Raw genomic sequence first — 26,427 nt, 5'->3', positions numbered from 1 at the left:
AGTGGAGGATCCGATGTTTCACGAGCGCATCGTTCGCACGGTGCTGACCATCACCGTCGGCTACCTGATCGTCATGGCGATCTGGCTGGGCTGGCTCGTCCAGCACACGCCGCCGGGCACCGTGCCGTACCAGATCGGCGGGCTGCTGGCCGCGTACGGATCGGCGCTCGGGCTGGGGATGATGTGGGCCGACCGGCCGACCAGGGCGGACCGGAAGCTGGAGCGGCGGGGGCTGGAGGGCTGGGCCAAGATCGAGAGCACGCAGCGGCTCGCCGAGACCGCCGATCACGGACAACTCACCGAGCTGCGGCTCGCACTCACCGTCCCGGGCGAAGAGTCGTATTCGGGCCGGGTGGTCTACGAGGTGCCCGCGTCGATGCGCGAGCGATTCGTGCCAGGCAGGACGGTGCCCATCCGGGTCGACCCCCACAATCGGGACCGGATCGTGCTCTGCCCCTGATCGGTCCGGTGGTTCGGCGGCCCTTGGCCCTAGTTGGTGCGGTTCTTCCGCCCGAGCGCGAGCATGCCCTCGACCAGGAGGAACTGCGCGGCCGCGTAGCTCGCCAGCACCACGCCCTCCGCGGCCCGGCGGCCCGACTCCGAGCGCACGAACAGTCGCCGCACCACGATCAGGCCATCCGAGCCGGTGAACAGCAGCCCGCCGAGCCCGAGCCAGCTCCGCCGGTCCGCGTTCGGCAGCGCCATACCCGCGGTCGTGGTGGCACCGGGGGCGAGTGCCGGGTCGGCCGAGAGCGTGGACGTCGTGGCCAGCGCCGCACCGTAGGCGGTGAGCGGGGTGGAGACCGTGCGAGCCCTGGCCCGCAGCAGCCCGGCCGCACCGAGCCAGCCCAGCTTCCGCGGGACCGCGGCGGGCAGGGTGGGGCGTGCCCCGCGGCGCAGCAACAGCGTCGTGTAGCTGGCCTGCATGACGGCGAATGACGACGCCCCGCGCACCAGCCGGGCATCGTTGTCCGGGTCGATCATGAAGACGTCGCCGACGGTCGCGGCGGCGAGACCGCCGACGAGCAGCGCGGTGTCGGCGGCGTCGGTGTCGGAGCGCTTGCGCAGGACCCGGACCGCGAGGGACGGCGCGATCAGCGGCTTGGCGATCTGCTGCAGCCGTTCGTTCCCGATGACCGCGCCGAGCACGGTGGCTCCGGTCGCGCCGAGGAACACCGCATGCTCGAGCCGCATCTCTACCTCTTTCGGTGACGGTTGACGTGTCGCTCGAGCGTATCGGGTGCTCGATCGGGATCGGAGCGGCGGCGGCACCCGGGCGACATCGGGCCGGCGAATGAGCCCGCCCGGCACCGGCGGTTCGCCTTGACGGCGATCGCGGGGTCTGTTGCCATGTGATCGAAGGCCTTGATCACGATCGGGTTTCGCCGGTCGGCTCGGCTCACAGGGGGGTTCACAGATGGCGATCACGCATGGTGCCCGATCGATGTCGGCGCGGCTGGGGGTCCTCGGCCTAGCGCTCGCGGGGGTGCTCGCGATAGCGGCGTCGCCGGCCACCGCAGCGCCCGACACCGGCTCGGCGGCTCCGGCTCCCCCGGCGGGAACAGTGGTCGAGCCCGCGATCGATTGCCGACCCAGCAGCGCCAGGCCCCGTCCCGTGCTTGTTCTGCCCGGAGCGGACGGCACCACCTCGGAGACGGCGTCCCAGTGGGAGGTGGTCGTCTCGGCGCTGCGGCAACAGGGCGCCTGCACCCTGGTGTTCCAGGGCGGGGTCGTCGACGGCCGACGTTGGGCGGGAGACATGGCCGCCGCGGCCCGCCAGCTGGCGCAGTTCGTCGAGAAGGTCAAGGACACCACCGGGGCACCCCAGGTCGATATCGTCGCCCACTCGGCGGGCTCCGTCGTCGCGAACTACTTCGTCAAGGTGCTCGGCGGCGCGCCGGATGTGCACGACATGGTGCTGCTCGCGCCGGAGGCCCGCGGCTGCGACGGCGCGGGCTTCCTGGCCCAGTACGGAATCAAGGACTTGCCGGTCACCCCGGTGCAGGTGCTGGAGGCGCTGCCCTTCCTCGCACCGGCGCTGGCAACGCTGATTCCCGGGATGGCGTCGGCGCTCCAACTGACGCCGGTATCCGAGATCTATCGGACTCTCATGGACGGGCCCATCGCCCAACCCGGCGTCAGCTATGCCGTGATGGCGACGAAGAACGATCAGGTCGCGACGCCGCCCGGCACGTGTTCCTTCATCACCGAGCCCGGCGTCACCAACGTCTTCTTCGAAGACGCCTTCCCTGGCGGCCCCGCTGTGGACCACTCGAGCCTTCGATCGAACCCGAGCACGGCGAGCTGGATCGTGGATCAGCTCTATCGGTGACACCTGAGCGATGACCGAGCTCCCTCGGCCGGCCCCTATCCTCGTGGGACGAGCACATGGAGGATCGGCGATCTCAATGACATTCATCAAGATGTGTGGCCTGCGTGACGAGGCCACGGTGGACCGCGCCGTGCAGCTCGGCGTCGACGCGGTGGGGTTCGTCTTCGCGCGGAGCCCACGCCAGGTGACCCCGGAGGCGGCCGCACAGCTCAGGAAGCGTGTTCCGGAGGACGTCCTCGCCATCGGGGTGTTCACCGGGATCGGGATCGCCGATATCGTCTCCGCAGCGAGGACCGCCGGAATCGACGTCGTGCAGGTGCACGATCTGCGCTCGGCCGACGAGGTCGCGGCCCTGCACGACGCCGGACTCCGGGTCGTGCGGGCGCTGAACACCGGGAGCTCGGGCGATCCGGCGACCGGTTTCGGCGAGGACCTCCTGCTCGTCGACGGTGCCGTCGCCGGGGCGGGCGTCACCTGGGACTGGCAGGACCGGTCCCTGCTGCCGAGCGGTCGGTGGATCCTCGCCGGCGGGCTCGACCCCGACAATGTCGCGCAAGCGCTTGACGCCAGCGGCGCCTGGGGCGTCGACGTCTCCAGCGGCATCGAGTCGAGTCGCGGTGTCAAGGATCCGGAACTGATGGCGGCCTTCGTGACCGTGGTGCGCGGCCGCGGTTAGCGCCCACTTCTCCGGCCGACCCGAGGGCGATCGGAACTAGACTGGACGGTCAGGGGCATTTGTGTCAGTGCCCACCGAGGCGCGCATTGGGGTGGCCGTGAGCCGACTGGATGGGCCCCGTCTCAGCTACACCGACGACGACGGGATTCATCGCGAACTCGCATTGGTCGAGGAATCGCCCCGGGTGACCGTGGGGCGAGCTCGGGACGCCGATATCGGGTTTGCCTCGGACCACGACGTCGCCCTCCTCCATGCGGCGATCGAGTGGACGGGCACCCACTGGACCATCGTCGACGACGGGCTCTCCCGCACCGGCACATTCGTCAACGGCGAGCGGCTGAGCGGGCGCAGGCGCCTACAGGCGGGCGACAGCATCGGGATCGGATCCTCGGTGCTGACCTTCCTCGACACAGCCCCGAGTGGTGACTCGGCCGGAATCGCCGACGCCATGCCCACCCGCACCGCGTTGACGCCCGCCCAGCAGGCGATCGTGATCGAGCTCTGCCGGCCCTTCAAGGGCAGGGCCGCGGCCTGTAAGCCGGCCTCCAACCAGCAGATCGCGGAACAACTGTTCGTCAGCGTCGAGACGGTGAAGACCCATCTGCGGACGCTGTTCGCGAAGTTCGGCGTGGAGGATCTGCCACAGAATCGGAAGCGGGCGAAGCTCGCCGAACGCGCTCTGCAGAGCGGCGTCGTCACCGACCGGGATCTCTGAGAACCCGCCCCGCGACGTGGCCGCCCGACCGTCGCGCACAGACTGTGCGGTTGGTTTCAGTGCCGTGGTCTGTGAGAACATGTCCTCGGCCGACCCGCTGGCGCTTCGACGCCGGGGCCACGGCCGGGGGAATGACACATCACACAACGGGGGATTCACATGAGTATTCGTAACTTTGCCGTGCGCGCGATCGGGGCGGGCACCGTCGCCGCGGCCGCCGTGGTCGGCCTTGCCGGTCCGGCCTCGGCCGCGCCCGCACCGGCACCGGCACCCATCCTGCACACGTTCTTCACCGGACCGCTGCTTCCCGTGCTCGGGCAGAACGCGTTCTGCAACGGCGTCATCGACACCCTCGTCGAGACCGATCCGGCCCGACCGGGGCTCGCCACGGTGGTGCTCACCTCGCGCGGCATGCACGGGGTCGGCCCGGAGTGGGCCGCCAACCCGGTCTGCCACATCAAGGCCGACATCGCGTGGAACTTAGGCGTGTGGGCGGGCCAGGTCAAGACCGTCGACCTCAACTTCGGCGAGCGCCCCGGCGAGTCGGTCCGGACCGAGATCAACCCCGGTCCCGGCGTTGCCGCACTCTCCATCCAGGCGGCCTACGTCAACCCCTATTTCAACGAGCTCCGGCCGCAGTGGTCGGTGCCGGTTTCGGCGTACGCGATCATCCCCTGATCCGCGGGCACCCACTGAACACTCACTGAGCGGGGGTTCGGCGGTCAGGTTTCACGCGAACCGACCTCCGAGCCCCCGTTCAGCTTGTGAGCGACACGTGACGGGCCGGACCAGCGCAGGCCAGCAGCTCCAGGAAGCGCGGTTCGGTGAGCCCTCGGGACCGCGCGGCAGCCATCACCTCGGCCGCCACGCGCTCCGCCGCACCGGCATCGATCAGCGCGATGGCCGATCCGCCGAAGCCCCCGCCGGTCATCCGGGATCCGAACGCACCCGCCGCGAGAGACGAGTCCACCGCGCAGTCCAGCTCCGGGCAGGACACCTCGTAGTCGTCGCGCAACGAAACATGCGACGCCGTCAGCAACGGGCCGAGCTCGCGGTAGCGACCGGAACCCATGAGGGACAACACCTCCCGCACCCGGCCGATCTCCGAGACGACGTGCCGGGCACGGCCCCGCAACACCGGGTCGCTCAGGGCGGACACGTCGGCCACCTCACGCAGGGAGGCGCCGAGCGTGGCGGCCGCCTCCTCCACCGATGCCCGGCGCTGCGCGTACTGGCCGTCGACCAACCGGTGCGGGGCGCGGGTGTCGATCACCAGCAGCGCCAGCCCCTCCCCCGCCAGCTCGAACGGCACCGGGGTGACGCCGCCGTCGCGCGAATCGACGAGCAGCGCGTGTCCGTCCTTGGCGCGCAATGAGACCGCCTGATCCATGCCGCCGGTGGGGGCCAGTGCGATGTCGTTCTCCGCCCGCACGCAGCACGCCGCCAGCGCGGCGCGGCCTGCGTCGTCGGTCGGCGCCCCGGACAGGTCTGCCAGGGCGAGCGCCAGCGCGCATTCGAGTGCGGCCGAACTGGAGAGGCCCGCACCGATCGGCACCGAGGACTCGACCGCCACGTCCGCGCCGCCGAAATCACTGTCCAGCAGTCCGTCTCGCCGCATCGCCCACACCACCCCCGCGAGGTATGCCGCCCAGTCCGGCGGGTTACCCGGTGCGATCTCGTCGACCCGTCCGGTCCAGGCACCCAGGCCGGACCCACACCGCAGCATCCCGTCGCGCCGGCGCCCGACCGCGACGACCGTGCTGTGCGGCAACGCGATCGGCAGCGACAGGCCCTGCGCATAGTCGACGTGCTCGCCGATGAGGTTCACCCGCCCCGGCGCCGCCCACACGCCCTCCGGGTCCGTGCCGAACTGGTCCCGGAACCGATCGATGACGGAAGCGGCCAACGCGGAATCCGACGCGGACTCCACCCATTCGCTCACGGCGCGATCTCCCGAAAGCGCGCCGCGATCCGCTCCGGCGTGGTGTCGCTGACCCAGGCCCCCATCCCCGACTCCGAACCCGCGAGGAACTTCATCCGGTGCGGGGACCGCATCAACGAGAACAGCTGCAAATGCAGCCTGCCCAGCGCGCGTTGCTCCCCGACCGGCGCCTGATGCCACCCCGCGATGTACGGAAGCCGTTCCACCCCTTCGAAGAACCGATCCAGGCGACCCAGGATGTCGAGGTAGACGTGTGCCAGCTCGTCCAGCTCGGCCGCCTCCAACGCGGCCAGATCGGGGACGTCCCGGTGCGGCGCGAGGTGCAGCTCCACCGGCCACCGCGCGGCGGCGGGCACGTAGGCCGTCCAGTGCTCGCCCTCGAGCACTACCCGGCTGCCCGCACGCCGCTCCGCGTCAAGCACGTCGCGCAGCAGCGATCGCCCGGTCCGCGCCAGGTGCCGCTCGGACTGCCGCAGCAGCGCGCCGGTGTTCGCGGGCAGCATCGGGTACGCGTAGATCTGGCCGTGCGGGTGCGCCAACGTCACGCCGATCTCCTCGCCCCGGTTCTCGAAGCAAAAGACCTGCTCGATGCCAGGCAACGCCGACAGCTCCCTGGTCCGGTCGGCCAGCGCGCCGAGCACCGTGCGCACCCGGCCCACCGGCAGCTCCGCAAAGCTGCGGCCGTGGTCGCTGGTGAAGCAGACGACCTCGCAACGGCCGGCCGCGGCCCGTTGCGGCCACAGTGGCTCGTCGTCGACGTGGTCGGTCGGCGGCGCCACCGCGGCGGTCGCCAGGGACGGAAATCTGTTCTCGAAGACGGCGACGTCGTAGTCGTCGGCGGGGATCTCCGTCGACGCACGGCCGGGGCCGCTCGGACACAGCGGGCACGCATCGGCCGCGGGCAGGAAGGTCCGATCCATCCGGTGCGCGGCCATCGTCACCCACTCGCCGGAGAGCACGTCGTAGCGCATTGTCGACTCCACCCGGATCGGCGACAGGTCCCTGGTGTCGTGTAGTTGCCGGGTCACCGTCCCGCTCACGTATGGCTCCGAGTCGTCGAAGTAGATCAGCTCTCGGCCGTCGGCGAGCGCCGTCGCCGTCCTCCGGATCGTCATCGGATCTCGTCCCCGCCCTTCACCCGTGTTGGCCGCCGCACAGATTGTGCCCCACGCGCCTCACCGGCCTGTCGGACCACAAGGTTCACATATATAGTTTGCCTATGCAATAATATCTATCCATGGCATCCGAACACCCGGCTGAGCGCCGGCTCCGCGAGGTCCTCGCGGAGCTGGTGACCAACACGTCGCGATTCACCCGACTCGCCTCCTCCATCGCGACCGACGACCGGCCACGAGCCTGGATGCGGGCGCTCTCGCACCTCGACGAGTACGGCGAGCTCCGCATCAGCGAGTTCGCCCGGATCGATCGCTGCTCACAGCCGACGGCCACCGCCCTGCTCAAGCAGATCACCGATGCCGGGCTGGCCCGCAGGCACCGCGACCCCGCGGACTCGCGGGCAGTGGTGGTCGAGATGACCGAGGCCGGGCGCCGATGGCTCGGCGAAGCCCGCGCCGAGATCGGCACTGCACTCGCCGCCCACCTCGGCGACCTCGAACCCGAACAGATCGAACGACTTTCGCAGAGCCTGGCCGACCTTCGGGCCGCCATCAAGGCGTCAACACAGCGATAGAAGAACCAGCGACACAGAGGAAGAGCCCGTGACAGTCACCGACACGGCCACCAGCGCCGGCACCGAGAGCAAGAGCATCCTGCAGCAACCGAAGGCGGTCTGGGCGGTCGCGTTCGCGAGCGTCATCGCCTTTATGGGCATCGGCCTTGTGGACCCGATCCTCAAACCGATCGGTGAGCAACTCGACGCGACCCCCTCGCAGGTGTCGCTGCTGTTCACCTCATACATGCTCGTGACCGGTGTCGCCATGCTGATCACCGGCGTGGTGTCGAGCCGGATCGGCCCGAAGAAGACGCTGCTCTGGGGCCTGGCGATCATCGTGGTGTTCGCCGCGCTGGCCGGAATGTCGGGCACGGTCGGACAGATCGTCGGATTCCGCGCCGGCTGGGGCCTGGGCAACGCGCTGTTCATCGCGACCGCGCTGGCGACGATCGTCGGCGCGGCCAGCGGCGGCGTCGCGAAAGCGATCATCCTGTACGAGGCTGCGCTCGGCATCGGTATCGCGGTGGGGCCGTTGGTCGGCGGCGTTCTCGGCAGCGTCAGCTGGCGCGCCCCCTTCTTCGGCGTCGCCGCATTGATGGCCGTCGCCTTCATCCTGATCGTGGTGATGCTGCCCGCCACGCCCGCACCGAAGTCGGGCCGGACCTCATTGTCCGCCCCGTTCCTCGCGCTGCGGCACCGGGGCCTGCTCACCGTCGCGATCACCTCGCTGCTGTACAACTACGGCTTCTTCACCCTGCTCGCGTACACCCCGTTCCCGCTCGACATGGGCACCTACGCAATCGGTTTCATATTCTTCGGCTGGGGCCTGATGCTCGCGATCTCGTCGGTGTTCCTGGCGCCGCGGTTGCAGCGGGCGTTCGGCACGCTGCCGATGATGATGCTCGCTCTCGCCCTGTTCGCGGTCGACCTCGCGGTGATGGCGTTGTTCACCGAGAACAAGACCGTCCTGATCGTCTGCGTGGTCCTGGCAGGCCTGTTCCTCGGGGTGAACAACACCCTGATCACCGAGACCGTGATGATCTCCGCGCCGGTCGAGCGCTCCACCGCGTCCGCCGCGTACAGCTTCGTCAGGTTCGTCGGCGGCGCCGCCGCGCCGTGGGTGGCGGGCAAGCTCGGCGAGAGCAACGTGCACCTGCCCTTCTGGGTCGGTGCGCTCTGCACGGCCGCCGCCATCGCGGTGCTGTCCACCGGGCGCAGGGTGCTCGCGCACGTCGACGACCACGACCCGGCCCCGCACAGCCTCGACGAGGCCGCGGCCATCACCGCCGGTTCGGACTAGGCGACACCGAAACGGGCCGCCACCCCGGGGCATCGGCACTAGCATCGACGGGTACGCGAATCACCACGGAAGCCGAGGTGCACGATGCGTCCACGCCACCGGTTCCTGTCCGCCGGACTGATCGTCGCGTGTGCGACGCTGACCATGGCCGGGGGTACCCACGCGCCGGTGGACCAGCCCGCCGCCGTTGGAGCAGGCGCGCCCGACGGCCCTGGCGTGTTCGACGGCCCGACGGTTCGGGTCGGCGATGGGACCGCCCACAGCTTCGTCACCCTCGACGCCGCGGGCAATCCCACCGAAGTGGGCATGCGGCTGTCCGAGGGCGCGATGGACGGCCTGCCCGCGACCCACGACGACGTGGCGACCTTCGAACTCGACCTGCCCGACGAGGCCGCGGCTACGGTCTTCGATCACACCACCCTCGACTGGAACGACCACGGCCACGGCCCGAGCGGCATGTTCGACAAGCCGCATTTCGACACGCATTTCTACATGGCCGACAAGGCCGCGGTCGCCGAGATCGATCCGGCGAGTCCGGATTTCGAGGCGAAGGGCTTGCGCCTACCGGACCCGCGCTATCTCCCGCCGGACTACTTCCCGATGCTCGGGCCGAAGCTCGTGCCGCAGGCGTCGCCCGCGATGGGGGTGCACTGGTTCGATGTCGCCGACGGGGTGATCCCGGGCCCCTACCAGTTCACGCTGGCATTCCTCAATGGAACCTGGGACGGCGACTACACCTTCATGGAACCGATGGTGACCCGCGAGTGGATGTTGACCAAGCCGAACACCGTGCGGAGCATCAAGCAGCCACAGGCCTATCAGCGCAGCGGCTACTACCCCACCACCGTCGCCGTCACGTTCGACGACACCGCGGACGAGTACGTCATCACGATGGGCGGCATGGTGCTGTGCCAGGCGTCATGAGGAAGCGCGCTAGAGGCCCAGGTCCTCGAGGCCGAGTAGCGATCGGTATTCCACGCCCTCCGCGGCGATGACGGCGTCGGCGCCGGTCGCGCGGTCCACCACGGTCGCCACGCCGACGACGATCGCGCCTGCCTCGCGCAGCGCGCGCACGGCGGTGAGCGGCGAGTTACCGGTAGTGGTGGTGTCCTCGACGACCAGCACCCGCTTCCCCACCACGTCGGGGCCCTCGATCTGGCGCTGCATGCCGTGCGCCTTGGCCGCCTTGCGCACCACAAAGGCGTCGATCGGCCGGCCCTCGGCGTGCATGACGGCCATGGCGACCGGGTCCGCGCCCATGGTCAGGCCTCCGACGGAATCGAAGTCCCAGTCCGCGACGAGCTCGCGCAGCAGCTTCCCGATCAGCGGTGCGGCACGGTGGTGCAGCGTCGCGCGACGCAGGTCCACGTAGTAGTCGGCTTCCTTGCCCGAGGACAGGGTCACCTTTCCGTGCACCACAGCCAGCTCGCGTACGAGCCCTGCGAGCTCCGCCTTCTCCGTCATTCGACCGCTCCTCTTCGCGTCCAGTTTTCGACGCCCAGCGTAGTCGGCTAGAGCAGTGCGCCGGGAACTCCCGCATCCCGGCCCGAGGGGGCGACCGTGTCGTCATGGAGGGGCGCAGGCGAAACAACCTCGTCATGGAGGGGAGCCAGCGGAGCGACGTCGTGCAGGGCATGCGCCTCCGCGGCCACGTCGGGACCGATCGGCAACTCGACGACCGTCGCCTCGAACAGCGGTACCTGCTGCCCGCCCACCAGCCGGGCGACGACCCCTGCGGGAACCGAACGCACCAGCCGGTTCACCGCGGTGGCACTGTCGTTGTAGACCCGGGCCGCTCCGATGATCCGCTGCTCGGTCACCTTGAGCTCGAGCGCGGGGCGCTGAATCGCCCAGTCGTGCTTGACATTCGGATTGCACTCCACCTCGAACATCAGCCGGTGCAACGCGACCGACAGCGCGTTCTCGGAGCCTGCCTGCTCGCCGAGGCTCATGCCCTGCTCGCGCAGCGCGACGGCCAGCGACCGAGCACCGACCAGCGGGGCCAGGATCTCGGACGGCATCGCCGCCGCCCGGGCAGCGGCGATCAGCTCAGGTGCCTGATCGCACCGTCGTTTGAGTTCCACATCGAGTAGGCCCCGGCTCGCGGTGAGGTTTCCCTCGAATCGACGCAAGCGTCGAATCACGGACACCGCCCACGTCACAAGAAGAACAACAGCAACGACCGCCACAACCGTCACAAGAGTCACAGGCGTGCAATCTACTCACACCCCGGGGCGCTCGCACACCGGGTCCACCCACCGGACGTACGCCGGGCCTTATTCAGCCGCGCGGGTCCTGGTCGACGTCACCCTCGTGCGGGTACGGACGTCCCGGATCGTGATTTACATTGCGCGCCAGCGGGACAACGTTCGGCGCCGCGTAGTCGTCCGCACCCGGCGCCGAGTACGGCGAGCGCTCCCAGTCCGGCAGCTCGCGGGGGGCGGGGGCGGCGACCGGCGGAGCCTCCGGCTCCGAGTCGAGAACGGGGGGCAGCACGTGCAGGATGCCGGAGAGCCGGGCCACCGCGTCGATCGCGGCGTCCCACTCCCGGCCGTTGCTGGTGACCGGCAGCGAACCGAGCGTCCACTCCCCCTCGCTCCACAGCATCTGCACATGCGGCGGAACCGACTCGGTGAAGTGCACCATGCGCTGATCACAGACCCGTCGGGCGATCTCCAGGTCGGTGGCGAACACCACCCGCGGCCCGATCGAGCCGAGCAGGTTCATGTCCGCATCCTTCGGCGGCGGCGTCGACCGGAGCCGGAGATCGATGTCGACGTCGGACCCGACGGTGCGCTGGACCGCGACGATCGTCGTCGTCTCCTCGACGTCGAACAGCACGAAGTTCTCGCCACGCCGGATGCCGTGCACCACGTCGACGGCCCCGAGGTACTCCTGCTTGGCCAGCGCGGCCCGGTGCCAACGCGACGGCAGGTGCTCATCCGACTCGTTGTAGGTGTAGCCCTGCGCCTTCGCCCAGATCTGCCGGACGCGACCGAACTGGTCGCGCCTGCTGCGATCGATGGACAGGAGCACGATCGCGCCCACGAGCGCGATCGCTGAGAGTCCGAACCAGATAAGCGTCATCGCCAGTCACAATATCGACTGAACGGTCCCCGCGCGGCACTCGGCTCGCACGGGGACCGAAATCATCTGCCGGATCCGCCGTCAGTTCCCGAAGTTCCCGAGATCCGGGAGCGTGGTGTTCACGATCACCTTGGCGAGGACGGACCCGTCATCGCCCTTCTCGCCCTGGACCACGACGGTGTCACCGGGCTTGAGGTCGCCGACCTTCGCGCCGCTGAGCGAGATGATCTTGGTGGACCCGTTGGTGACGACCGTGACCGCGGAACCGCCGATTCCGTCGAGGATCAGCGTGGATCCGTCGTTGGAGGTGATGGTCCCGACGGCCGCACCGGCCGCGCCGATCGCCTCGCCGACACCGCCCGGGATCTGCGACAGGTCCGGGGCGCTGGTGGCCGGCGGTTCGGAGGTCCGCGGCGGCGCGGTGGTGGCCCGGGGCAGGGTGCTCGTCGCCGGGGCCGAGGCGCTGCTCGGGGAGTCCGCGCCGCCGCCGCCGATCAACATCACGCCGAGACCGACGACCGCCAGGAGCAGCAGCCCCGCCACGACCAGCGCGACCGCCAGCACGCCCTTGCTGGGCCCCTTCTTCTGATCACCCTCGAGGTAGGGGGACGCGCCGGTCGGCGGTGGCGTCGGTGGCTGATTCGGATCGTACCCCTGGTACGTCGGGTACGCCTGCGTCGCGCTCGGCGGCTGATTCGGGTCATACCCCTGATACGTCGGGTACGCCTGCGTCGCATTCGGCGGCTGATTCGGGTCATACCCCTGATACGTCGGATACGCCTGCGTCGCATTCGGCGGGACCTGACCGTAGGCCTGGTGCGGGTCCGTGGTGTATTGCGGCGTCACCGGCCCGGCCGATCGGTCGAACTGCTGCGTCGGCTGATCGGCGCCGCGGGCCCAGACCTCGGTCGGTTGGTCCGGAGCCGCGCCCTCGGCCGCCGGAGCCCACTCCGCGGTGGGGTCGGGGCCGGCGTCGAACGGCTCGGTACCGTCACCGGTTCGCTCCTGCGGTGTGCGCGGATCGTCCGTGTTGTTCATGTCTCGGGCCTGCTCTCTGCGCGGGCGATCGTGGGTCCCGCCGCTGGTCAATTCAGTCCGACCCGTCAGGATAGAGGCGGAACCTGAGACCGCGCTGAAGACGCCGGTGGCTACCGCATCACATTCCAGGCGATCGGCCGCGACAGCTCGCCGGGGAAGTTGTCCCGCAGGTAGGCCGTCCACTGCGCGACATGCGCCCGCATCGCCCCCTCGGCCGCGTCCGGGTCGCCCTCTGCGATCGCCGTCAGAATCGCGACGTCGTCCGCGAGCACCCTTGACCGCAGCTGCTCCGAATACGCAACCCCGACCCCAGCCCCGACGAAGACTCCGTCCATGGCGTCGACCAGATAGCCGAACAGCGCGTTCCCCGACGCCCACGCGATGGTGTTGTGGAATCGGCGGTTCGCCGCGAGGAACACATCGAGATCGTCGAGATGCTCCTCCATCGCACGAACCGACTCGGCGAGGACACGACGATGCTCCTCGGTTCGGTGCTCGGCCGCCATCCGCGCCATCAACGGCTCGAGGCCGACGCGCGCCTCGACGATCGTGCCGAAGGGCGACTCCTCGAACTGCAGCAACAGACCGAGGCCGGTCATCAGATGGGAGCCGTCGGGCTTCTGCACCGTCGGACCCCCGCCAGGACCGGGCTTGATCGAGAGCGCACCGGAGAGCTCGAGATATCGCAGCGACTCGCGCAGCGTGCCCCTGCCGACCTGATACTGCTCGAGCATCACCCGCTCCGGCGGCAACCGGTCACCGGGCCGCAGGCCCTCTCGCTCGATGTCCGCAATGATCCGCCTGGCGATGATCATCGCCGTTTTCTGCGGACGATCCGCCCTGTCCATCACTATCACTCCGCCCCCTGCACAACCGGCACTTCCGTACGACCCCCAGGCGCCGAATCCTACAGATGATTCGCAGGATATGGGGGTCAATCTGGACACCTGTCCTGCACAGTACGAGCCTCGCCCGGCTCGACCGCGCAGTGTGAGATGAGTCTCATTTCTGTCTCGGTGTGGTCCATTGCATTCAATCGAATGATGCGGATAGTTTCTTGGGCGCAGCGTTCGGAAGCATGGCTCACGATCTGACCAGCCCTCCGGTCCGTGCACCGCTTCCGACCACCACTGACCACCTCTAGAGGGGAACGAATGAGCGAGATCCGCAAGTCCGGCCTGCGCCGTGGCGCCCGTATGGCAGGCGCAGGCGCCGCCGCGGCCCTGGCGATCGGCCTGATGTCGACGGGTGCGGCACACGCCGACACCTTCGTGCCGCTGCCCGACGGGCAGAAGGCCGGACCGGGAGCGGTCGTCTCCCGCACCGGCGAGAGTGCCCTGATCTCCCCGTCGCTGGCCGCCAACGGCGCAGGCCGCACCGCCTGGGTCTCGGGCACCGTCACCGCGGACGTCACCGGCATCACCAAGGAAGGCGAGGTGGGGCCGTTCAACGGTGCCACCAACGACAAGGGCACCAACAACTCGTCCACGCACGGTGTTTCGCGGATCAGCACCGGCTACATCGTGGGCTGCCAGGTCGACATCACCGGCCTCGGCGGCTCCATCGGCGCAGGCATCGACCTCTCCGGCCCCTCGATCTCGGGTTCGCTGACCGTCCCGGTCTCCGCCGGTCAGGTCAAGTTCGTCGGTGTCGCGGGCAAGGACATCAAGAAGAACGGCAAGTACGCCGTGCAGTACCAGGACACCCAGCTCGAGATCCAGAACTGCGGCGGGTTCGCCCAGGCCCGTTCCTACACGGTGGTCGAGATCGTCGGCGACAACTACTCCAAGACCACCCTGTACGGCCAGCCCTTCAGCATCGGATAGCGGCTACGCCGCCCGTGCGCGATGGGTCCCCCGCCCGGGGGCCGATCGCGCACAGTCCACGCCTGAACTCGATACCTGAACCCTCAGAGGGGAATTCATGAACGTCAACACCATCGGCCTGCGTCGCGGGCTCAAGATCGCGAGTGCCGGCAGCGTCGCCGCCATCGCCCTCGGCTTCTTCTCCGCGGGCGCGGCGAACGCCGACACCTTCGTCCCGCTGCCCGACGGCTCGATCACCGAGACCCTCGTCGACGGCACCGTCGTCACCGTCAGCCGAACCGGCGAGACCGCCAACATCTCCCCGTCGATGGGCTCGACCCCCCTGCACCGCAACGTGTGGGTCTCCGGTTCCACCAAGGTCGAACTGTCCGGCGCAGGCGCCGAGGGCGGGCGGATCGAGCCCGGCTACGTCGTCGCCTGCCAGCTCACCCTCGGCGGCAAGGGCGGCGCCGACACCGGAATGTCCTCGGGCTGGGACGGTGAGAGCGTCAAGCAGACCGCCAAGAGCGCGGGCAACCTGTCCATCGCTCCCGGCCAGGCGAAGAACGTCAAGCTCCTCGATCTGGAGAAGGCCGACGACTTCGGTGGCGAGTTGCACACCGGAGCCAACAGCTTCAAGGGCAAGAGCGGCAGCGTCACCTGGGCCGACTCCACCATCGGTGTCGAGGGCTGCGCCGGCTATGCGCAGGCCCGCTCCTACGTGAAGGTCACCGTCAGCACCGCCAGCGTGACCAGCAACGTCACCCTGTGGGGACAGCCCTTCAGCATCGGCTGACCCACCCACGAACGCACCCGGTCCACTCGGCAGCGCCCCTCACGCGACCGAGCCCGGGTGGCGCCGAGCTCGACGGCGCCGCGGCTCCTGGTCTGCCCCCCGGCCCATGAATCGCGGCTCCACGACCCGGCCACAACGCGACTGTGCGCGAGGTTCCTCTTCGAACCTCGCGCACAGTCGTGTGTCACACACCTACCCCAGGACCAGCGAATCACCGTCGATCGAGACGTTCACCGGCACCGTGTCGCCATCGTGAATCTCCCCGGCCAGCAACAGCTTCGCGAGCTGGTCGCCGATCGCCTGCTGGATCAACCGGCGTAGCGGCCGCGCCCCGTACAGCGGGTCGTATCCGCGGTGCGCCAGCCATTCCTTCGCTGGCCCCGACACCTCCAGGCTCAACCTGCGCGCCGCGAGCCGCTTCGCCAGCTGCCCGAGCTGGATGTCGACGATCGACTCCAGCTGCTGCTCCGAGAGCGGATCGAAGATCACCACGTCGTCGAGCCGGTTGATGAATTCCGGCTTGAACGCGTGCCGCACCGCGTCCATCACCTGCTCCCTGGTGCCACCGGCGCCCAGGTTCGAGGTGAGGATCAGGATGGTGTTGCGGAAGTCGACCGTCCGGCCCTGACCGTCCGTCAGGCGCCCCTCGTCGAGCACCGCCAGCAGGATGTCGAACACGTCCGGGTGCGCCTTCTCGACCTCGTCGAACAGCACCACCGTGTACGGCCGCCTGCGGACCGCCTCGGTGAGCTGACCGCCCTGGTCGTAGCCGACGTACCCCGGAGGCGCACCGACCAGCCGCGCCACCGAGTGCTTCTCGCTGTACTCGGACATGTCGATCCGGACCATCGCACGCTCGTCGTCGAACAGGAAGTCCGCCAACGCCTTCGCCAGCTCGGTCTTGCCGACGCCGGTCGGGCCGAGGAACAGGAACGAGCCGGTCGGCCGGTTCGGGTCGGCGACCCCGGCCCGTGCACGACGGACGGCATCGGAGACCGCGATCACCGCTTCGTCCTGTCCGACAACCCGCTTGCCCAGCTCCGACTCCATCCGGAGCAGCTTGGCGGTCTCGCCCTCCATCATCCGGCCCGCCGGGATACCGGTCCACGCGGACACGACATCGGCGACGTCGTCGGGCCCGACCTCCTCCTTGAGCATCACGTCGCCGTCGCTGGCGCCGCCGGACGCCTCGACCGCGGCCTCGAGCTTGCGCTCCAGCTCCGGGATCCGGCCGTACCGCAGCTCGGCCGCCTTGCCCAGGTCGCCGTCCCGCTCGGCCCGATCCGACTCGCCGCGAAGCGCTTCGAGCTGTTCCTTGATCTCGCGGACGGAATCGATGGCCTGCTTCTCGTTCTGCCACCTGGTGCTCAGCTGGCCCAGCTTCTCGCGGTCGTCGGCGAGTTCCTGGCGCAGCTTGACCAGCCGGGCCTTGGACGCCTCGTCGGTCTCCTTCTCGAGCGCCATCTCCTCGATCTCGAGCCGCCGCACCGTGCGCTCGACCTCGTCGATCTCGACGGGCCGGGAGTCGATCTCCATGCGCAGCCGCGACGCCGCCTCGTCGACCAGGTCGATCGCCTTGTCCGGCAGGAACCGGGAGGTGATGTAGCGGTCCGAGAGTGTCGCGGCCGCAACGAGAGCCGAGTCGGTGATGCGCACGCCGTGGTGCACCTCGTAGCGCTCCTTCAGGCCGCGCAGGATGCCGACGGTGTCCTCCACCGACGGCTCCCCGACCAGCACCTGCTGGAAGCGGCGCTCCAGGGCGGCGTCCTTCTCGATGTACTTGCGGTACTCCTCGAGGGTGGTGGCGCCGACCATCCGCAGCTCGCCGCGGGCGAGCATCGGCTTGATCATGTTGCCTGCGTCCATGGCGGACTCGCCGGTCGCGCCCGCGCCGACGATCGTGTGCAGCTCGTCGATGAAGGTGATCACCTGACCGGCCGAGTTCTTGATGTCGTCGAGGACGGCCTTGAGCCGCTCCTCGAACTCGCCGCGGAACTTGGCGCCCGCGACCATCGAACCGAGGTCGAGGGAGACGACGGTCTTGCCGCGCAACGACTCCGGGACGTCGCCCGCCACGATGCGCTGGGCGAGACCCTCGACGATCGCCGTCTTGCCGACGCCGGGCTCGCCGATGAGCACCGGGTTGTTCTTGGTGCGACGGCTGAGAACCTGTACGACGCGCCGGATCTCGGTATCCCGGCCGATCACCGGGTCGAGCTTGCCTGCGCGCGCGGCCTCGGTGAGGTCGGTGCTGTACTTCTCCAGCGCCTGGTAGGTGCCCTCGGGGTCGGGGCTGGTCACGCGCGCGCTACCGCGCACGGCGGTGAAGGCCTCGCGCAGCGCCTGCGGGGTGGCCCCGTGCCCGACAAGGAGTTTCGCGACGTCGGAGTCCCCGGAGGCCAACCCGACCAGAACGTGCTCGGTGGAGACGTACTCGTCGTCGAGCTCGGTGGCCAGGTGCTGGGCGGCGGTGAGCGCGGCGAGCGCCTCGCGGCCGAGCTGAGGCGTGGTGGTCGCGCCGGTCGTCTGTGGCAACCGGTCCACCATCGCCTGGGCCTCGCGGTGCACGCCGGTCGGGTCGACGCCCACCGCCTTGAGCAGCGGGGCGGCGATGCCGTCGGTCTGGTCGAGCAGCGCGGCGAGCAGGTGCGCCGGACGGATGTCCGGGTTGCCCGCGGCGGAAGCAGACTGCAAAGCGGCGGTCAGTGCCGCCTGAGTCTTGGTGGTCGGAGAAAACGAGTCCACTGGTCACCCCTTCGGAAGACATAGGTCGTCACCTGCAAGCGCAGCGACGGGGACGTCACTGTCGAGCCTATGCAGGGCCAATCGGCGTTGTCACATGTTCCAACGCCCGGAAGGTTGAGTCTGTTCCGCTCAAGTTTGAGAATCTTGGGGCTGATGCGGTGGCGCTGGTCACAGCCCGAGGCCGACGCGGTACCGCTCGAGCCGCTCCACCAGCTCCGCCGGGTGCGCGAGCGCGGGCAGGTGACCGCTGTCCATCTCGTCGGGCGTGACCCCCAGCCGGTCCCGCACCACCCGGCGCTGGAACTCCGCGGGGAACATGCGGTCCTGGCGGCACAGCAGGAACCGCGTCGGCACGTCCGGCCACACCGGCAGCGGCCAGGGCGCGTGGAACGGCGTCTCGGACTGTTTCCGCGCCCCGTCCGCCATCACGGCCGGGATCAGCTCCGGCGGCACGTCATGCAGAAAGACCGCGACCGGATCGAACTCGGCGTCGGGGTCACGGCCGTCCGCCACGTCCTGCGCGCGGCGGGCGGCCCTCTGCCCGGTGTTCGCCCACCAGTCGCCAGGCGCCTCCCCCGGAACCGGGACCATCGCCGCGACCAGCACCATCAGCGACACCGGCACCCGCTCGCAGACCAGCGGCGCGGTAAACCCGGCCATCGACTGCGCCACCAGGATCAGCCCGGTGCGGTCGCCGATCGCGTCGACCACCACATCGGTGTACTCCGCGAGCCCTGCCGAATCGTCGTCGCACGGCAGGTCCGGCGTCACCACGTCGTGCCCGGCAGCGCGCAGCAACGGCGCCACGAACTGCCAGTACGACGAGTCGGATCCGGCTCCGGGAATCAGGACGTAGGTGGCCATGGGCCGACGCTACGCCCGCGATCGCCGCTACACCGCGCGCGCCGCGCCCTCCCAGTAGCGCGCCCGCAGCGCCTTCTTGTCCAGCTTGCCCAGCGGGGTCAGGGGAAGCGCGTCGACGAAATCGATCGTCTTGGGCGCGTGCACCGCACCCTTCGCGGCCTTCACCCGCTCGACCAGCTCGGCGACCTCCACCGTCGCGCCCTCACGCAGCACCACGCAGGCCTTGACGGCCTCGCCCCACTTCTCGTCCGGCACACCGACAACGGCGACCGAGGCGACCGCGGGATGGCCGGAGATGACGTCCTCGATCTCCCGCGGGAAGACGTTGAAGCCGCCGGTGATGATCATGTCCTTCTTGCGGTCCACGATGTACAGGAAGCCGTCCTTGTCCGCGCGGGCGACGTCACCGGTGTGCAGCCAGCCGCCGCGCAGCGCCTCGGCGGTCTCCGCCGGCTTCTTCCAGTAGCCCTGCATCACCAGCGGGCCGCGCACGCAGATCTCGCCGAGCTCGCCGCGGGGCACCTCGTTCAGGTCGTCGTCGAGCAGGCGCACGTCCAGCCACGGCACCGGACGCCCACAGGAGGCCAGCCGCTCGAGGTTGGCGGGGTCGTGCTCCTCCTTGCGCATCACGGTGATGGTCATGCCGCACTCGGACTGACCGAAGTACTGGAAGAAGATCGGGCCCAGCTTCTCGATGCCCTCGACCAGGCGCGTGGGCGACATGGCCGCCGCGCCGTAGTACAGCGTCTGCAGGCTGGAGAGGTCCCGCTTGGCCAGATCCGGGTGGTCGAGCAGCATGTAGATCATCGTCGGCACGAGCATCGTCACGGTGATCTTGTGCTTCTCGATCGCCTCGAGGACGGCGCCCGGCTCGAAGGCGGGCAGCACCACCAGCGCGCCACCGCGCATGAGCGTCGGCACGAAGAACGCCATGCCCGCGTGCGAGAGCGGGGTGCAGGCGAGGAATCGCATCTCGTCCGGCCACTGCCACTCGGCCATCTGGATCTGCGGCAGCGTCACGCCCGACTGGAACGTGTTGATCACGCCCTTCGGCTTGCCGGTGGTGCCGCCGGTGTAGACGATGCTGCTCGGGTCGGTACCGGCCACCTTCGCGGCGACCAACCGCTCGGGCACGAAATCACCCACGAGGGCCAGCAGGTCGACCCCCACCTCGGACGGACCGAGCGAGAAGAAGTTCTTCAGCGACGGCACCGAGGCCTTGAGCTCCGCCGCCCGCGCCTCGAACGCGGTGGGATCGAAGATCAGCGTCTCGATCTCGGAATCCTCGAGGATGTAGCGGTGATCGTCGAGCGATCCCATCGGCGCCAGCGCGGTGTTGCGGCAGCCGAGGATCATCGTGGACCCGACGCTGATCAGTACCTCGGGACGGTTCTTCGAGAGCATCGCGACCGTGGAGCCCGTGCCGATGCCGAGGGACTGCAGAGCCTGCACGAAGCAGCTGATCTGGTCGCGCATCTGACCACCGGTGAGCACCACATCCCCGAGATAGAGGGCGGGGCGGTCCGCGTTGCGCTCCAGGGCAGTGATCAGCAGGTCCGCGGTGTACTGCGGGCGGTGCAGGTCGGCGAGCTCGTCGGTGGTCATTTCTTCTCCGCTCTGACTGGGGGTCACGGCTGGCGGGCCGCGGCCGTGCACGTGGCACGCCTCACATTAGAACGCAAACTGACACATGTTCTAGTGGCAATTGCATTTGTGCAGGTGCCAACCCCGTCGCGATACGCTCTGGGCATGCAGAACACGGGTGTCGAACAGCAGGTGTGGACCGCGACAGTGGTGGAGCACCACCGGTTGCGAACCGATCTCGCGGTCGTCCGACTGGAGGGCGAGTTCGTCCCGTTCACCGCGGGGCAGTCGGTCTCGGTGACCGTGCCGCAGAACCCGCGGGTCTCGCGGCGGTACTCCCCCGCCCTGCCGCCCTCGCTCGACGGCAAGCTCGAGTTCCACGTCCGGACGGTGCCCGCCGGCTGGATCAGCGGCGCGATCGTCGGCGACACCGCCCCCGGCGACCAGTGGCAGATCAGCGAACCCAGCGGACGCCTGTCAGTCGACGACTCCGGCCGGGACATCGTGATGGTCGCGGGCGGCACCGGGCTCGCCCCCTTCCGCTCGATCATCCTGGAGCTCGCGCGGCGCCCGAGGCCGCCACGGGTGTACCTGTTCATCGGCGGCCGTCATCCCCGCGACCTCTACGGCTCGGACATGCTGTGGATCCTGGCCCAGCAGCTGGACTGGCTGACCGTGGTCCCCGTTGTCGAGAACGTGCAGGACCCCGAGTGGGCCGACGAATGGTACGAGGCCACCCGGGTCGACATCGGCTTCGGCCCCGACGACATCATCGAGGGCACGCTCGCCGAGGTGGTCAGCTCGTACGGCGCCTACACCGACCACCAGGTGCTGGTCTGCGGCTCCCCCGCCATGGTGCGCTTCACCCTGCGCTCGCTCATCGACAGCGGAACCCCCGCGGGCGCGATCCAGTTCGAGTAGGCGCTCCGCGCCCGTGCGCGGTTGACGAGTCCACACACTCGTCAACCGCGCACGGGCGGCGGAGCCGCCTAGCGCCTGGTGCTGCCCGCGTCGACCGGGAGGGACACCGAGGTGATGTAGCGCGCCTCGTCGGACGCCAGGAACAGCGCGGCATTGGCGACGTCCACCGGTTCGATCCACGGGATCGCGAGCATGTTCATCGTCGCGGCGGACTCGGCGAACTCCTCGCGCGTCGGCGGCCGGTCGAGATCGGGGCGGAACTTCGCGCGCACCGCGTCGTTCTGGATCATCGGGGTGTCCACGTTGGTGGGGTGCACGGTATTGACCCGAACCTGGTGCGGCGCCAATTCCTTTGCCATCGAACGCATCAGCCCGACGACGCCGTGCTTGGCCGCGGTGTAGTGAGCGACGCCGACCAGGCCGCGCAGCCCTGCGATCGAGCTGGTGAGGATCATCGACCCGCCGCCCCGCTCGATCAGGTGCGGCGCCGCCACCGCGCACGTCTGCCACACCCCGGTCAGGTTGACGTCGAGCATGGTGTTCCAGGTCTGCTCGTCGAGATCGAGCGCCGGGGCCGAGGAGGTGATCCCCGCGGTGGCGCAGACGATGTCGAGGCCGCCGAACGCCGCGACTCCGGCGTCCACCGCCGACGACAGCGCCGCCCGATCGCGCACGTCCACCTCGAAAGTCTCTATCCGACCGCCCGTTTCGCGCACAAGCGCCGCGGTCTCGGCGAGGTCCGCCGCGCTCGACGGCGGCGTGACCACCGTGTCGATCGGCCCGCACAGGTCGACGGCGATCACGTCGGCGCCCTCCTGCGCGAACCGCAGTGCCTGCGCCCGGCCGATGCCGCGGGCCGCACCGGTCACCAGCGCGACCTTGCCCGCCACCCGTCCGCTCGGAGTAGTCCCCGCTCGCGTCATCGTCACACCTTCTGCGTCAGGCCGGCGTCGACCACCAGCTCGGTTCCGGTGATGTACCGGGCTTCGTCGGATACCAGGAAGAGCAGGGCGTTGCTGACGTCGGCGGATTCCACCCACGGCACCGGCAGCAGATGGTTGCGGGCCAGCACCTCCATCACGTCCTCCGCGGTGGGGTCCGCCAGGTCGGGCCGCAGCCGGGCGAAGGTCGCGGGGTTCAGCGTCATCGCGGTACCGACCGCGCCCGGAAGCAGGGCGTTGACGCGAATCGACCTCGGCCCCAGCTCGTTTGCGAGGGTCCGCATCAGCCCGATCACCGCGTGCTTGCTCGCCGAGTAGTGGGCGGCGCCCGCGACGGCCTTCATGCCCGCGGTCGAGCTGACGATGACGACCGACCCGCCGTCCGCGCCGATCGACGGGGCCGCGGCCTTCACCGTGTGCCAGACGCCGGTCAGGTTGATGTCCAGGGAGCGCTGCCACACCGGGGCGTCGATGGTCCACGCCGGGCCCGGGTTGTCACAGACGCCCGCATTGGCGACGACGACATCGAGCCGGCCCAGCTCGGCCACGCCCGCGTCCACGCCGGCCTGCACCGCGGCGAGGTCGCGGACGTCCGCCGCCCCGACCGCCGCACGCCGGCCCGCCTCGCCCACCAGCCGGGCGGTCTCGGCCAGGTCGGCCGCCGCGCCGGGGAGGTCGAGCGCGATGATGTCCGCGCCCTCCTCTGCGAGACGGACCGCATGGCTGCGCCCCATTCCGTTACCGGCGCCGGTGATGAGCGCGACCTTGCCCGCCATACGAGACATCGGGTCTCCTTCCACGTCTGCAGCCGACGCTAAGGGGCGCTCCGCAGGGCGGACACAAGCTCTCCCGCGCAGCGGGAGGTCCGCACGAACTCCGCCTGTCGCGGCGGGTGTCCGGGGCAGGATTCGATCGACCCGACGATGGGAGACCCGCATGGCGATCATCGATCCGACCCGCACCTGGGAGATGCTGCAGAGCCGACTGGCCGACACGACAGACCCGCGATCGCGTGGTGCTCGGCGCCGTCCTGGAGCACATGCAGGCCGAGGAGCAGCCCGACCTCGACCGGTTGATGGGCACCCTCGCCCCTGACCCCGCCTATCACTTCTGGAACGGCGGAAAGGACGTCGGCCCCAAGGGAACGGACGCCGTTCGGACGTACTACAGCTGGTTCATCGGGACCCAGACGAACGTGCTCGAGTTCGCGATGGATCGGCTCGTCGTGGACGACCACTGCGTGGTCACCGAGGGCTTCCTCAAGCAGATCTACCCCGGCGCGTATGCCGCATCGGTCGGCATCGAGGTCGACGACGAGAGTGCCGAGCTCTGGGAGTCCAACCACGCGTCCGCGTTGGCCTGATCCCGCGCCGACCGCGTCCCCACCCGCAGGGGCGCGGTCGGCGTGAGTACTAGCCGCCGACCCGCCCGAAGTACGCGTCCCGCAGGACCGCGAGGTCGTCGATGTCACCGGCATCGGCATCCATCACCACCCGTCCGATATCGAGCACGGTGACGTGGTCGGCCACGCTCATCGCCGCCTCCACGGCCTGCTCGACGAGCAGCACCGCCAGCCCGGCCTCCTTGAGCACGCTCACCCGCTCCATCACCTCGTTGACGATCACCGGCGCCAGGCCTCCGGACGGCTCGTCGAGGAGCAGCAAGGTCGGCTCGGCCATCAGCGCCTGCCCGATGGCCAGCATCTGTTGCTGGCCACCCGACATCGAGCCCGCGAGCAGGCCGCGCTTCTCGCCGAGGATCGGGAAAAGGTCATAGATCCGCGCGACCTCCTGTTTGAGCGCGGACCGCCGCATCTTGCGGACGTAGCCGCCGAGGATCAGGTTCTGCTCGACGGTCTGGCGGTGGAAGACGCGCTTGCCCTCCTGGACGTAGGCGATCCCTCGTCGGACCCGCTGGTGGGCCGGGACCTTGGAGATGTCCTGCCCGTCGAACTCGACGGAGCCAGCCGAGACCTTGTTCAGCCCGGAGATGGCGCGCAGGGTGCTGGTCTTGCCCGCCCCGTTGCGACCGAGCAGCGCCGTCACCTTGCCCGGCCAGACGTCGAGCGAGACGTCCCAGACCACCCGCAGGTCGCCGTACCCGGACTCCAGGTTCCGCACGCTCAGTAGCGGTGTCGTGGCGCCTACGGTCATGACTTCACCTCCGTGGACAATGCGGCCTCTTCGTCGGCGATGGTGCGGGCACCGGTCTCCTCGACGCTGACGCCGAGGTACTCGCTGAGCACCCGCGGGTTCTGCTCGATCTCGGCAGGGCTGCCGTCCGCGATGACGGCTCCCTGGGCGAGCACCACGATGCGGTTGGCGAGCTCGAGGACGAGCCGGAAGTTGTGCTCCACCAACACCACCGTGGCGCCCGCGTCGCGCAGGTCGCGGATCAGGTCCGCGAGCCGCTCGACCTCGTTCTCGTCCAGGCCGGAGGCCACCTCGTCGAGCAACAGCACCCGGGGCTCGGCGACCACGCAGCGCGCGACCTCGAGCAGCCTGCGCATGCCAAGGGGCAGCGCGGTAGCCGTCTCGTCGCGCAGGTGCGACATCCCGACCATCTCGAGCGCTCGCTCGGCCTCGGCGAGGTCGGCGGCACGCACCCTGCGGTACCTCGGCAGCCGCAGCACGGTCGCGAACATCGACACCCGATCGGTGCTGTACCGCCCCGAGGCCACCGCCTCCAGCACGGTGACGTGCTCCGGGATGTTCGGGGTCTGGAAGGTCCGGGCGACCCCGACCCTGGCCACCCGGTCGGGGGCCTTCCCCTGGACCTCGTTGTCGCCGACCAGGATCCGGCCGCTATCCGGCTTGTAGAACCCGCAGATCATGTTCAGCATGGTGGTCTTGCCCGACCCGTTCGGACCGATCAGCGCGGTCACCTGCCCCGGCTCGGCGGCCAGTGAGGCGTTGTTCAGCGCCTGATTGCCGCCGAACGCCTTGGCGATGCCGTCCACGACCAGGCGCTCACCCACGATCGGGTCGACAGCCGGTCGCGGTCCACCGGTCGTGGGTTCGGCCGCGTGGGCACCGGTCAGTCCCGCAGCACGGTCCAGCCGCGCCATCGCCGCCTTCCCGAGCTTCGCCAGGCCGCCACTGAGCAGCACGCCACCGACGATGAGGAACCCGCCGTAGAAGACCAGCGCGTATTCCTGGAAGTCCGCGGCTTGGTTGGGGCCGAACTGGATGATCACCGCGCCGATCACCGCTCCGTAGACGCTCGCCGCGCCGCCGAGGATGCAGGCCGCGAGAACCGCTGTGGCGAAGGTGAACCCGAACGCCTCGGGCGAGACGAACATGTCGATGTTCGCGAACAGTGCGCCCGCGAGCCCGGCCGGGAGAGCGCCGATGGCATAGCCGAGCAGCTTCATCCGGAACACCGAGACGCCGACCGAGGAGGCCAGCACCGGGCTCTGCTTGAGGGTGCGGAAGGCGATGCCGTGGCGGGACACCACGAGGTTCCGCATCACCGCGAACCACCCGATCGTCACCACGACGACCACCAGGTAGAACTCGTTGTTCGCAGGGTCGAGCACGTGTCCGAACAGGGTGGCCGGCTCGATGCCGGTGAGCCCGCCCCGTCCCCCGGTGGTCTCGCCGAACACCGCGATGATGTCGGGCACGAGCAGCACCAGGAAGAAGGAGGTCATGGCCAGCGACCAGCTGCCCAGCCGCAGACCGGGGATGCCGGTCACGATACCGACCGCGAGCGCGACCAGCCCCGACACGACGAGTTGCACGACGATGTCGGTGTGGCCCGCGATAGACATCAGACCCGCGGTATAGGCACCGGCCGCATACATAGCGGCCTGGCCGAGCGCGAGTTCACCGGCATAGCCGAGGCTCAGGCTCAGCCCGCTGACCACCAGGGCGAGGATGCAGGCGAGCTGCACCTGCCTGGTCATCGCGAAGTCGATCCCGAGCGCGGGCAGGAACAGCACGAGGACGGCGAGAGCGAGCGGATAGATCCAGCTCGGTACCGCACGGAGGGAACGCCAGATCTGCAT

At 69.5% G+C, this 26,427-nt stretch carries 26 protein-coding genes and 1 pseudogene; 12 read left to right on the top strand and 15 right to left on the bottom strand.

The window, feature by feature from the left end; all coding sequences use genetic code 11:
• The first annotated feature begins 13 nt into the window (after positions 1-13).
• On the top strand, positions 14-460 hold the full coding sequence (locus tag FCG67_RS06455) for a DUF4175 domain-containing protein (protein ID WP_136908262.1): 447 nt from the start codon (positions 14-16) through the stop codon (positions 458-460).
• A 29-nt stretch (positions 461-489) separates the two neighbouring features.
• Here the strand turns inward: FCG67_RS06455 and FCG67_RS06450 are convergent, their stop codons facing one another.
• Positions 490-1,194: a lysoplasmalogenase gene (locus tag FCG67_RS06450; RefSeq protein WP_136908260.1), complete on the bottom strand. Its 705-nt coding sequence runs from the start codon at positions 1,192-1,194 to the stop codon at positions 490-492.
• 223 nt (positions 1,195-1,417) lie between these two features.
• On the opposite strand from FCG67_RS06450, the gene FCG67_RS06445 reads away from it, so the two are divergent.
• The 4 genes from FCG67_RS06445 to FCG67_RS06430 all read left to right on the top strand — a co-directional run bounded on the left by FCG67_RS06445 (position 1,418) and on the right by FCG67_RS06430 (position 4,401).
• On the top strand, positions 1,418-2,332 hold the full coding sequence (locus FCG67_RS06445; RefSeq protein WP_136908258.1) for an esterase/lipase family protein: 915 nt from the start codon (positions 1,418-1,420) through the stop codon (positions 2,330-2,332).
• A gap of 76 nt (positions 2,333-2,408) precedes the next feature.
• Positions 2,409-3,008 (top strand): phosphoribosylanthranilate isomerase, encoded by a 600-nt coding sequence (locus FCG67_RS06440; RefSeq protein WP_136908256.1) that lies wholly within the window; start codon positions 2,409-2,411, stop codon positions 3,006-3,008.
• Between the two features lie 97 nt (positions 3,009-3,105).
• Positions 3,106-3,723, top strand: a complete 618-nt coding sequence (locus tag FCG67_RS06435) for an FHA domain-containing protein (protein ID WP_136908254.1) — start codon at positions 3,106-3,108, stop codon at positions 3,721-3,723.
• 159 nt (positions 3,724-3,882) lie between these two features.
• The gene (locus FCG67_RS06430; RefSeq protein ID WP_136908252.1) at positions 3,883-4,401 is read left to right on the top strand and encodes a hypothetical protein; all 519 of its coding nucleotides are present in this window, start codon (positions 3,883-3,885) and stop codon (positions 4,399-4,401) included.
• Positions 4,402-4,480: 79 nt separating this feature from the next.
• On the opposite strand, the gene galK is transcribed toward FCG67_RS06430, so the two are convergent.
• Together galK and galT are read right to left on the bottom strand one after the other, a co-directional pair.
• Positions 4,481-5,665 (bottom strand): galactokinase, encoded by a 1,185-nt coding sequence (gene galK, locus FCG67_RS06425; protein ID WP_136908250.1) that lies wholly within the window; start codon positions 5,663-5,665, stop codon positions 4,481-4,483.
• Positions 5,662-6,780, bottom strand: coding sequence for a galactose-1-phosphate uridylyltransferase (gene galT, locus FCG67_RS06420; RefSeq protein WP_136908248.1), 1,119 nt, complete (start codon positions 6,778-6,780; stop codon positions 5,662-5,664). The genes galK and galT overlap by 4 nt, the downstream gene beginning before the upstream one ends.
• A gap of 122 nt (positions 6,781-6,902) precedes the next feature.
• Between galT and FCG67_RS06415 the strand changes: the two genes are divergently transcribed.
• The 3 genes from FCG67_RS06415 to FCG67_RS06405 all read left to right on the top strand — a co-directional run bounded on the left by FCG67_RS06415 (position 6,903) and on the right by FCG67_RS06405 (position 9,561).
• On the top strand, positions 6,903-7,355 hold the full coding sequence (locus FCG67_RS06415) for a MarR family winged helix-turn-helix transcriptional regulator (RefSeq protein ID WP_136908246.1): 453 nt from the start codon (positions 6,903-6,905) through the stop codon (positions 7,353-7,355).
• A gap of 28 nt (positions 7,356-7,383) precedes the next feature.
• Positions 7,384-8,637, top strand: coding sequence for an MFS transporter (locus FCG67_RS06410; RefSeq protein ID WP_136908244.1), 1,254 nt, complete (start codon positions 7,384-7,386; stop codon positions 8,635-8,637).
• Between the two features lie 84 nt (positions 8,638-8,721).
• Complete coding sequence (locus tag FCG67_RS06405) at positions 8,722-9,561, top strand: DUF5602 domain-containing protein (RefSeq protein WP_136908242.1); 840 nt, start codon at positions 8,722-8,724, stop codon at positions 9,559-9,561.
• A 9-nt stretch (positions 9,562-9,570) separates the two neighbouring features.
• Here the strand turns inward: FCG67_RS06405 and pyrE are convergent, their stop codons facing one another.
• The 5 genes from pyrE to FCG67_RS06380 all read right to left on the bottom strand — a co-directional run bounded on the left by pyrE (position 9,571) and on the right by FCG67_RS06380 (position 13,610).
• Entirely contained in the window at positions 9,571-10,101 is a 531-nt protein-coding gene (gene pyrE, locus FCG67_RS06400; RefSeq protein ID WP_072752564.1) for an orotate phosphoribosyltransferase, read from the bottom strand.
• Positions 10,102-10,148: 47 nt separating this feature from the next.
• Positions 10,149-10,781 (bottom strand): LemA family protein, encoded by a 633-nt coding sequence (locus tag FCG67_RS06395; protein ID WP_169310460.1) that lies wholly within the window; start codon positions 10,779-10,781, stop codon positions 10,149-10,151.
• A 136-nt stretch (positions 10,782-10,917) separates the two neighbouring features.
• Positions 10,918-11,724, bottom strand: a complete 807-nt coding sequence (locus FCG67_RS06390; protein WP_246044906.1) for a type III secretion system chaperone family protein — start codon at positions 11,722-11,724, stop codon at positions 10,918-10,920.
• A gap of 81 nt (positions 11,725-11,805) precedes the next feature.
• Positions 11,806-12,762 carry a DUF5666 domain-containing protein gene (locus FCG67_RS06385; RefSeq protein WP_136908238.1) on the bottom strand — a complete coding sequence of 319 codons (957 nt, stop codon included), beginning with the start codon at positions 12,760-12,762 and terminating at the stop codon, positions 11,806-11,808.
• Positions 12,763-12,872: 110 nt separating this feature from the next.
• Complete coding sequence (locus FCG67_RS06380; RefSeq protein ID WP_169310459.1) at positions 12,873-13,610, bottom strand: FadR/GntR family transcriptional regulator; 738 nt, start codon at positions 13,608-13,610, stop codon at positions 12,873-12,875.
• Between the two features lie 306 nt (positions 13,611-13,916).
• On the opposite strand from FCG67_RS06380, the gene FCG67_RS06375 reads away from it, so the two are divergent.
• Complete coding sequence (locus FCG67_RS06375) at positions 13,917-14,588, top strand: MspA family porin (RefSeq protein ID WP_136908236.1); 672 nt, start codon at positions 13,917-13,919, stop codon at positions 14,586-14,588.
• Between the two features lie 97 nt (positions 14,589-14,685).
• On the top strand, positions 14,686-15,363 hold the full coding sequence (locus tag FCG67_RS06370; protein ID WP_136908234.1) for an MspA family porin: 678 nt from the start codon (positions 14,686-14,688) through the stop codon (positions 15,361-15,363).
• A 192-nt stretch (positions 15,364-15,555) separates the two neighbouring features.
• On the opposite strand, the gene clpB is transcribed toward FCG67_RS06370, so the two are convergent.
• From clpB to FCG67_RS06355, 3 genes are all read right to left on the bottom strand, one after another.
• Positions 15,556-18,108, bottom strand: coding sequence for an ATP-dependent chaperone ClpB (gene clpB, locus FCG67_RS06365; protein WP_136908232.1), 2,553 nt, complete (start codon positions 18,106-18,108; stop codon positions 15,556-15,558).
• Between the two features lie 168 nt (positions 18,109-18,276).
• Complete coding sequence (locus tag FCG67_RS06360) at positions 18,277-18,972, bottom strand: alpha/beta fold hydrolase (RefSeq protein ID WP_136908231.1); 696 nt, start codon at positions 18,970-18,972, stop codon at positions 18,277-18,279.
• A 27-nt stretch (positions 18,973-18,999) separates the two neighbouring features.
• Complete coding sequence (locus FCG67_RS06355; RefSeq protein ID WP_136908229.1) at positions 19,000-20,577, bottom strand: AMP-binding protein; 1,578 nt, start codon at positions 20,575-20,577, stop codon at positions 19,000-19,002.
• Between the two features lie 144 nt (positions 20,578-20,721).
• Between FCG67_RS06355 and FCG67_RS06350 the strand changes: the two genes are divergently transcribed.
• On the top strand, positions 20,722-21,477 hold the full coding sequence (locus tag FCG67_RS06350; RefSeq protein ID WP_136908227.1) for an FAD-binding oxidoreductase: 756 nt from the start codon (positions 20,722-20,724) through the stop codon (positions 21,475-21,477).
• A gap of 68 nt (positions 21,478-21,545) precedes the next feature.
• Here FCG67_RS06350 and FCG67_RS06345 read toward each other — a convergent pair whose 3' ends face one another.
• Complete coding sequence (locus tag FCG67_RS06345; RefSeq protein ID WP_136908225.1) at positions 21,546-22,400, bottom strand: mycofactocin-coupled SDR family oxidoreductase; 855 nt, start codon at positions 22,398-22,400, stop codon at positions 21,546-21,548.
• A gap of 2 nt (positions 22,401-22,402) precedes the next feature.
• On the bottom strand, positions 22,403-23,203 hold the full coding sequence (locus FCG67_RS06340; RefSeq protein WP_136908223.1) for a mycofactocin-coupled SDR family oxidoreductase: 801 nt from the start codon (positions 23,201-23,203) through the stop codon (positions 22,403-22,405).
• 151 nt (positions 23,204-23,354) lie between these two features.
• On the opposite strand from FCG67_RS06340, the pseudogene FCG67_RS06335 reads away from it, so the two are divergent.
• Positions 23,355-23,745, top strand: a pseudogene (locus tag FCG67_RS06335) (nuclear transport factor 2 family protein); the annotation flags it as partial.
• An 85-nt stretch (positions 23,746-23,830) separates the two neighbouring features.
• On the opposite strand, the gene FCG67_RS06330 reads toward FCG67_RS06335, so the two are convergent.
• The gene (locus FCG67_RS06330) at positions 23,831-24,571 is read right to left on the bottom strand and encodes an ABC transporter ATP-binding protein (protein ID WP_136908221.1); all 741 of its coding nucleotides are present in this window, start codon (positions 24,569-24,571) and stop codon (positions 23,831-23,833) included.
• Positions 24,568-26,427 carry a branched-chain amino acid ABC transporter ATP-binding protein/permease gene (locus tag FCG67_RS06325; protein ID WP_136908219.1) on the bottom strand — a complete coding sequence of 620 codons (1,860 nt, stop codon included), beginning with the start codon at positions 26,425-26,427 and terminating at the stop codon, positions 24,568-24,570. The genes FCG67_RS06330 and FCG67_RS06325 overlap by 4 nt, the downstream gene beginning before the upstream one ends.

Source organism: Rhodococcus oryzae, from assembly GCF_005049235.1.
GTDB lineage: Bacteria > Actinomycetota > Actinomycetes > Mycobacteriales > Mycobacteriaceae > Rhodococcus_G > Rhodococcus_G oryzae.
This window is presented reverse-complemented; position numbering and strand designations above follow the sequence as displayed.

Excerpts from the sequence above, each read along its gene's own strand:
- FCG67_RS06455 (WP_136908262.1), top strand. The coding sequence starts at position 14 with ATGTTTCACGAGCGCATCGTTCGCACGGTGCTGACCATCACCGTCGGC.
- FCG67_RS06450 (WP_136908260.1), bottom strand. The coding sequence starts at position 1,194 with ATGCGGCTCGAGCATGCGGTGTTCCTCGGCGCGACCGGAGCCACCGTG.
- FCG67_RS06445 (WP_136908258.1), top strand. The coding sequence starts at position 1,418 with ATGGCGATCACGCATGGTGCCCGATCGATGTCGGCGCGGCTGGGGGTC.
- FCG67_RS06440 (WP_136908256.1), top strand. The coding sequence starts at position 2,409 with ATGACATTCATCAAGATGTGTGGCCTGCGTGACGAGGCCACGGTGGAC.
- FCG67_RS06430 (WP_136908252.1), top strand. The coding sequence starts at position 3,883 with ATGAGTATTCGTAACTTTGCCGTGCGCGCGATCGGGGCGGGCACCGTC.
- galT (WP_136908248.1), bottom strand. The coding sequence starts at position 6,780 with ATGACGATCCGGAGGACGGCGACGGCGCTCGCCGACGGCCGAGAGCTG.
- FCG67_RS06415 (WP_136908246.1), top strand. The coding sequence starts at position 6,903 with ATGGCATCCGAACACCCGGCTGAGCGCCGGCTCCGCGAGGTCCTCGCG.
- FCG67_RS06405 (WP_136908242.1), top strand. The coding sequence starts at position 8,722 with ATGCGTCCACGCCACCGGTTCCTGTCCGCCGGACTGATCGTCGCGTGT.
- pyrE (WP_072752564.1), bottom strand. The coding sequence starts at position 10,101 with ATGACGGAGAAGGCGGAGCTCGCAGGGCTCGTACGCGAGCTGGCTGTG.
- FCG67_RS06390 (WP_246044906.1), bottom strand. The coding sequence starts at position 11,724 with ATGACGCTTATCTGGTTCGGACTCTCAGCGATCGCGCTCGTGGGCGCG.
- FCG67_RS06385 (WP_136908238.1), bottom strand. The coding sequence starts at position 12,762 with ATGAACAACACGGACGATCCGCGCACACCGCAGGAGCGAACCGGTGAC.
- FCG67_RS06380 (WP_169310459.1), bottom strand. The coding sequence starts at position 13,610 with ATGGACAGGGCGGATCGTCCGCAGAAAACGGCGATGATCATCGCCAGG.
- FCG67_RS06375 (WP_136908236.1), top strand. The coding sequence starts at position 13,917 with ATGAGCGAGATCCGCAAGTCCGGCCTGCGCCGTGGCGCCCGTATGGCA.
- FCG67_RS06370 (WP_136908234.1), top strand. The coding sequence starts at position 14,686 with ATGAACGTCAACACCATCGGCCTGCGTCGCGGGCTCAAGATCGCGAGT.
- FCG67_RS06360 (WP_136908231.1), bottom strand. The coding sequence starts at position 18,972 with ATGGCCACCTACGTCCTGATTCCCGGAGCCGGATCCGACTCGTCGTAC.
- FCG67_RS06355 (WP_136908229.1), bottom strand. The coding sequence starts at position 20,577 with ATGACCACCGACGAGCTCGCCGACCTGCACCGCCCGCAGTACACCGCG.
- FCG67_RS06350 (WP_136908227.1), top strand. The coding sequence starts at position 20,722 with ATGCAGAACACGGGTGTCGAACAGCAGGTGTGGACCGCGACAGTGGTG.
- FCG67_RS06345 (WP_136908225.1), bottom strand. The coding sequence starts at position 22,400 with ATGACGCGAGCGGGGACTACTCCGAGCGGACGGGTGGCGGGCAAGGTC.
- FCG67_RS06340 (WP_136908223.1), bottom strand. The coding sequence starts at position 23,203 with ATGTCTCGTATGGCGGGCAAGGTCGCGCTCATCACCGGCGCCGGTAAC.
- FCG67_RS06330 (WP_136908221.1), bottom strand. The coding sequence starts at position 24,571 with ATGACCGTAGGCGCCACGACACCGCTACTGAGCGTGCGGAACCTGGAG.
- FCG67_RS06325 (WP_136908219.1), bottom strand. The coding sequence starts at position 26,427 with ATGCAGATCTGGCGTTCCCTCCGTGCGGTACCGAGCTGGATCTATCCG.